Annotated in this window: 6 protein-coding genes; 1 reads left to right on the forward strand and 5 read right to left on the reverse strand. The window is 49.9% G+C overall.

Translation table 11 applies throughout. The features are described from left to right. Window positions 1-162: 162 nt before the first annotated feature. The 4 genes from ABDW13_RS23015 to ABDW13_RS23030 form a co-directional block, all read right to left on the reverse strand. On the reverse strand, window positions 163-1,593 hold the full coding sequence (locus ABDW13_RS23015) for a cytosine permease (RefSeq protein WP_343554826.1): 1,431 nt from the start codon (window positions 1,591-1,593) through the stop codon (window positions 163-165). A gap of 226 nt (window positions 1,594-1,819) precedes the next feature. Further along, window positions 1,820-2,284, reverse strand: coding sequence for a DoxX family protein (locus ABDW13_RS23020; protein ID WP_343554827.1), 465 nt, complete (start codon window positions 2,282-2,284; stop codon window positions 1,820-1,822). A gap of 107 nt (window positions 2,285-2,391) precedes the next feature. Then, window positions 2,392-4,296 (reverse strand): DNA/RNA non-specific endonuclease, encoded by a 1,905-nt coding sequence (locus ABDW13_RS23025; protein WP_343554828.1) that lies wholly within the window; start codon window positions 4,294-4,296, stop codon window positions 2,392-2,394. A 188-nt stretch (window positions 4,297-4,484) separates the two neighbouring features. After that, window positions 4,485-4,772: a VF530 family protein gene (locus ABDW13_RS23030; RefSeq protein WP_343554829.1), complete on the reverse strand. Its 288-nt coding sequence runs from the start codon at window positions 4,770-4,772 to the stop codon at window positions 4,485-4,487. 134 nt (window positions 4,773-4,906) lie between these two features. Between ABDW13_RS23030 and ABDW13_RS23035 the strand changes: the two genes are divergently transcribed. Further along, a complete protein-coding gene (locus ABDW13_RS23035) occupies window positions 4,907-5,215 on the forward strand; it encodes a hypothetical protein (RefSeq protein WP_343554830.1) in 309 nt (102 codons plus the stop codon). A gap of 19 nt (window positions 5,216-5,234) precedes the next feature. Here ABDW13_RS23035 and ABDW13_RS23040 read toward each other — a convergent pair whose 3' ends face one another. Then, window positions 5,235-5,894, reverse strand: coding sequence for a DUF1345 domain-containing protein (locus ABDW13_RS23040; protein ID WP_343554831.1), 660 nt, complete (start codon window positions 5,892-5,894; stop codon window positions 5,235-5,237). Window positions 5,895-6,211: the final 317 nt, after the last annotated feature.

The following is a 6,211-nucleotide window of genomic DNA, read 5'->3' on the forward strand; positions in this document are numbered from 1 at the left end:
TGAATTGAAGGCGCTGCATGGATACTTTCTCAGTCCAGGGCATAGTGAGTCTCCTCTGCTATGCCGTTTATAACTGTTACCCATGTGCCCGGTCTAAAGTGTTACCCATGTGGCCGGTTTGTACCTTAATGGCGACCACCTCTTTAAGATTAATTGACAATGTCACTCATTCGGGTAAATAGATTGCGTTAATTTACCACGACGATCCCATTTGCTGGCCAGTAACCATAGCAGTGCCGTCACCAACCAGCCAATGATCCACGACACGTCGTTGCCGGCAAAAATCCAGGTTAACGAACCGTGATGCAACGGATTATCAATAAATGGCAGTTGCACCAATACGCCGCAGAAATAGACCACAATGCCAATTCCATTCCAACGTCCATAACGACCATTCGGCTGCGACAGCGCTGGAACATCAACTCTGCCTTTGGTGACCAGATAAAAATCAGTCAGGCTAATTGCGCTCCACGGAACAAAAAAGGCCAGTAAAAACAGTAAGAAATGGGTGAAGGATTTCAGGAAGGCGGGTTCACTCAACAAGGCGATGATGCAAGATACTGCCACCATCAGCACCACAAACAGAATGCGTCCACCGCGGCTCAGCGAGGTTTTCGCGCGGAATCCCGAAACAATGGTGGTCAGCGACATAAAACTGCCGTACGCATTGAGTGTGGTAAAGGTGATTTTGCCAAAGCAGATGGCGAAATAGATCACCATTGCCATCGTTGCGCTGCTGCCTAAACCGACGATGTAACCGACTTCATTACCTGAAAAGGCCGTTCCCGCAATCGCCGCCACAATGACGCCCAATGTCATCGAGGCCTGAGTACCTAAAACGGTGCCAAAGAACACTGAGCTGAAGAGTTTTTTGGCTGAAACATTAGCAGGTAAATAACGCGAATAGTCAGAAACATACGGACAAAAGGCGATCTGCCAGGACGACGACAGTGAAACGGCAAGCAAGAAGTTAGCAATAGTGAAATGCTGATTCTGCCACACGGCGGCTAAGTCATGCGTTGTCAGCAGCGTGATGAACAGATAAACAAAAGCGAGGATGCCAATCACGCTGGCCACTTTTCCCAGCTTATGGATGACGCGATATCCCAGCACGGCAATCACGACAATTATGGCGCTGAACAACATCATGCCCGTCGCGTTGCTGGTATTGATCAGTTTCGCCAGCGCTTGGCCCGCCAATACCGTGCCGCTGGCAGAAAATCCGACGTACATGATGCACACCAGCGCCAGCGGGATCACGGCACCAAATACACCAAACTGCATGCGGCTGGTGATCATCTGCGGCAATCCGAGTCGCGGCCCCTGGATGGCGTGCAGTGACATAATTGCCGCGCCAACAATTTGCCCAACTAACAAACCGATAATTGACCACACCACATCGCCGCCCAACACCACCGCCAGCGCGCCGGTAACAATCGCGGTGATTTGCAGATTGCCACCAAACCACAATGTGAACTGGCTGAAAGGATGTCCGTGACGCTCGCTTGCGGGAATGTAATCAATGGATCGCGTTTCGGATAGGCGCTGCTTATCGGCACCGCGGTAATCTGCTGCAGATGATTCGGCTGACATAGTTTCCTCGCTGAAGCGTCTCAATAGGGTGAGTTATTGTTAGTATTGGCGTTGTTATCTTGCTGCTACATGTATATACATGTAGCGATATTGTCACGCGAGATACAAAGTTACAACACCATCAGCCATTGGAAAATGTGATGACGCGAGCAAGGTTGTGAAGGAGAAAACAGGGGGAAATCACTGGCATGCGCTCAACACGCAATACCAGCGATTAATGGGATTATTACTGCGAGCAGCGTTGAGCGATCAAACGATCGATGCCCCAGGGGCCGCAACCTTGAACCATCAGCATCACGCACATCAAAATGTAACTGGATTCAGGCAGATACAGCAACCAGCTATACCAGGTCAGTAAGTTGAGGCCGTCGGGGATATGATGTAAACCCACGGTGGAGAGCGCCACCAAGCTGATGATCATCAACACTAGCGCACCCAAACGCGTGAGCAAGCCAAACGCCAACATCAATCCAAACAAGGTTTCGCAGCTGGCGACAAACACCGACATCACTTCAGGAAAGGGAATACCCGCTTCGGTGATGGTTTCCAGCATCAGCGCCTGATTTGCAGGAACAAAAACTTTGTTAAAGCCGGATGCGAAGAAAAACAAACCAAAAGCAACGCGCATCAGCGTGAGAGGCAGGAAGCAGTAACTTCCGGGTGAACGAAACAGTGCAAGGCATCGTGCCATTAGAATCTCCTTAATAGTTTAGGAGCGGTAGTATAGGGAAAAGACCCGCTTTGTGCCATTACAGCAGCAAAGCGAGCCTGTCTGACTTCCCGGGGTACGATAGAACCTCAAAACATAATTTCGCCTGACGAGTTAATTTCCACCATAGTCTTGGGAACACGTACCGCGACAGCTTCCGATTCAGAGACGCATTTGCGGGTTACCAGCGCGGGATGTTGCATAACATCGGCGGCTGAGAGCGCGGAAAAATCTAACGCGGTGCGTTCAGACAGATCCGCCACGCTAACTTGATAAAGGCGGAAAGGATCGAGGTCGAGACTTTCCAAATTACTGAGGAGTTTGTCTTGGGACAAAACGAAAGCCGAGCATCGCAGACCGCCGTCATTGGCGCAATAGGCGATGACTTTCCAAAAGGCGCGTGGCAGAAGAATATCGCGATAAGCGGGATCATCATCGGCGAACAGCGGGCCACCCATAACCGAGAGTTTTAGGTCTTGCACCTCGGCCTGGTCGAAGACTAAATTCTCCAGTTCTCCCCATAAACCATGGCGAGATGACTGATTAAAGCTTTCATGTTGCGGTGCGATATTGGTGAAATAAAAGGAATCAGCATTGGCCTGACTGGCCTCGTCGATAGTGCCCCAGCATACGTCAGCACGGCGCGCGATGTGCCCACGATCTATCCGATTATCGCGATAAGCCTCGTCACCCGTTTGATATTTTGCGTCGATTCTGGGGTCGAGAGAAAAACCCTGGCGGGGAAGTTTGACGATTCGAGCGCCGTCAATATTCCACACAACATAGCGCGCAATGCGGCGCGAGGCGCTCAGGCAAACCGAGAAATGAGTGTAGGGAATTGTCTGGCGGCGTTCGAAGTTCACCGCGTCGCGTTTCAACGCCGTGGATAAGCCGGGTTCTGGCACCGATACGCCGAGGAAATCCGTTTGGTAACCCATGCGGGCCACGGCGGTTTCAATCATTAGGCTTGCCGCTCCATTTGATGGCGGTTTAAGCTGAAAGTCGAGCTTCTTCTGCACCGACAATGGATAACAAGCCAGCGCATAATCATCGCTGCTGCCACCGGCTTCCCCCGCAAAATGCAGGCCGGCAAAAATGTTGGTCGCCTTATCTTTATCTGCAATCAGCCACGCAGAACCAGAATCCCCGGCTTTACTGATTTCTCCGTCCGGTGCTGGATTCGCCTCGTCTGGACCAATTTCGAAACCACCAATGGTTTGCTCGCCAGCCGATGTTCCATAATTGAGGCGCGTCATCACGTCAATTCTGCGTACCACGCCATGAGTGACGGCGGTGGTGCGTCCCGATTTTACAAGGATATCACCAAGCTCGACGCGAGCCATGCGCGTGGGAACAACATCCAGTCCTAGCACCGAAGCATCGTAATCACGCAGTCGGATACTGGCGAGAGCGCAGTCTCCAGCCGGTCCAAGATGACTGCGCAGCAGTGTGCCAACCGTATTTTGCTCAATATTATTGTTGTCGAAAGGGCCAGGCTGAACAATCGCTTCACCTATCTTTGCACCGTCACCTTGCAGAACGTGCCAGTTAGAAAGGATGCAGGGTGCGCCAGTTTTGCGATCAAAAACAATAAGTCCAATTGTCCCAGCGGTGCCCGTGAAGTGCGAGACACTAACGCCCGGGCGGATGGGATCAATTCTCTGGCGGCGTTCATCAAGCTGTTCGGGCTGGACAATTTTAAATGAAGGGGTAAAAGAGCGTTGGATCACATCAGTAGGAATCATTTTCCCTTCCACTTCTAACTCTTCGGGTATCCGCGCGCTACCGATGGCCTCAATTACCGCATCACCTTTCATCCCAACGGTAAACTGAATACACAGAGGTCCATTACCATTTTTATGACCGATGCCGACCGAAGTGATATTCCGATCTTTTAGGTATTCCGCACCCTTAGCGCGAATGTGACGGCGAAGGGCTTCAAGATCCGGCCCTGATTTATCGGCCTTTTTATTCGACAGTTTCCGCTTAGTCATCCTGCGCACTCCTTTAATAAAGGCAACAAAATAGCTGACACGGATAATAATAGAAGGTTTAACGACAACAGAGGGTTAACGTGAGAAGGGCAAATTGATATGGCGTCGCTACGTGAATTCTGGAAAGAAAGCAGGGCGATGATAGGCCAAAAATCACGTAGCGCTGCCGATTAAATCGACAATTTAACTCACTCTTTTTCGTTGCGGCCCGCGGTCCACGGATTGAAATCCGTTTCATCATTATTTTTCGCGACGAAATCGTCCAGAGAATCCAGATACAGCGCTTCAACTTCAGCACGCGCCCACGGCGTACGGCGTAAAAATTTGAGGCTGGATTTGACGCTGGGATCGCTTTTGAAGCAGTTGATATTGACCAACTTAGCCATTTCAGCCCAGCCATAGTGCGCGACTAACGCATTGATTTGCATCTCAAGCGTAACGCCATGCAAGGGATCTTTGGAGCGCTGATCGTTCATAGGAAATCCTCAAAATGGTGACGGGGAAGGTTACAAGAAAGCCCGTCAGGCAGCAATGCTGCGATGATCATTACCGGTAAATCTGGCTCAATGCTGTACACTTGTCGCTGGGAAATCTACTAATGGACGATGATATGAACGACAAGAAAATGATCTCCATCGATCAATTCAACCTCACTGAACGTGTAGCGGTTGAAGAAGCGTATAAAGGATTAGTTGAAAAGTATCGCCAGCGCAGCGGCAAAGAGCCGGATGCCAAAAAAGAGAAAGAGTTTACGGCGGAAGCCCGTCAACAAGTGATGACCACCAAGTTGGCCAAAGAGAAAGCGTTGGCCGAGAAAGCCAAAAAGACGCCGACGCGCCGTAAGAAACCCGAATCACTCAAAGAGAGCGAAGTCAGTGATTTCAACTGGAAAGCGTCGGTGATAAAAGGGCGTCGATAGCCCAATCGCTGCTGCATATTCAGCTCAGCAACCCGGCAGCCACGTTGACTGATAAACCTAAGATTGCCAAATTGAAGATGAATGAGATCACTGATTGCAGCAGCGTGATTTTACGCATGCCGGTGGTGCCGGTTGCCACATCCGCAGTTTGTGAGGCTACGGCGATGGTAAATGCATAATAGAGGAAATCCCAATAATCGGGATCGTCGGGTTTTTCAGGGAAAATCATCGGCGTGACGTTTTTGCTGCGGTGTAAATAGTGGTGATGAGCGTAATGCATGGCGAAGGAACTGGGCAGTAACGCCCACGACACAATCAGCGTCATGGCTGTCAGCAACAGATGCAGCACACGCGGCGTACCTTTAAGATCGTGCAGCGTTGATAGCTCACTCAAAATCGCCACAATGCTAATCAAGCAGGCAAAGATGACAATGCCCAAAACCAACGCCGCGCTTTGGTCCTGGATTTTGGCAATCTGTGGAATGTCTTTAACATCAGTACGAATCATACGAACCCAGATAAACATCAAATAGAGCCACGCCACAACATTCCAGCCAATCAAGATGCGTTGCAAAGTGCCTAACTGTGCGGGCAGAACAAAATAGCAAATCACGCCAGCAGCAATCGAAATCAGTAACCGCAAGCGGGCAAACAGGTGAGTCGTCAGTGAAAAGCCCATGATGTAAGTTGTTCTAATTAAGGTTGATTGATCTAACTGTAGACGACGGCGGGATGTCCTGGAGTAATGAAAATGAATGTGCGCAGTGTAAATGGAGGCAGGTGAGATGAATAATCGTGTTTGAGTGCGTTCTGGGATATCTCATTTAACATAATATACATTATGTGCACTCTAATTGTTACTCCAAAGCGCTAATGTCGTACGGAACAATTCACAGATGTCGTCCCTGAACTAACCTTAGATCTCCTCAGGCTTAGCTCAGGATGCAGACTTTATGTTGGTGACTATGACAGATAAAGATCTATACCGGCTCGGCA

Source organism: Pantoea sp., assembly GCF_039594315.1.
Taxonomy (GTDB): domain Bacteria; phylum Pseudomonadota; class Gammaproteobacteria; order Enterobacterales; family Enterobacteriaceae; genus Pantoea.

Coding starts and splice junctions, on each gene's coding strand:
- ABDW13_RS23015 (WP_343554826.1), bottom strand. CDS start 1,593: ATGTCAGCCGAATCATCTGCAGCAGATTACCGCGGTGCCGATAAGCAG.
- ABDW13_RS23020 (WP_343554827.1), bottom strand. CDS start 2,284: ATGGCACGATGCCTTGCACTGTTTCGTTCACCCGGAAGTTACTGCTTC.
- ABDW13_RS23025 (WP_343554828.1), bottom strand. CDS start 4,296: ATGACTAAGCGGAAACTGTCGAATAAAAAGGCCGATAAATCAGGGCCG.
- ABDW13_RS23030 (WP_343554829.1), bottom strand. CDS start 4,772: ATGAACGATCAGCGCTCCAAAGATCCCTTGCATGGCGTTACGCTTGAG.
- ABDW13_RS23035 (WP_343554830.1), top strand. CDS start 4,907: ATGAACGACAAGAAAATGATCTCCATCGATCAATTCAACCTCACTGAA.
- ABDW13_RS23040 (WP_343554831.1), bottom strand. CDS start 5,894: ATGGGCTTTTCACTGACGACTCACCTGTTTGCCCGCTTGCGGTTACTG.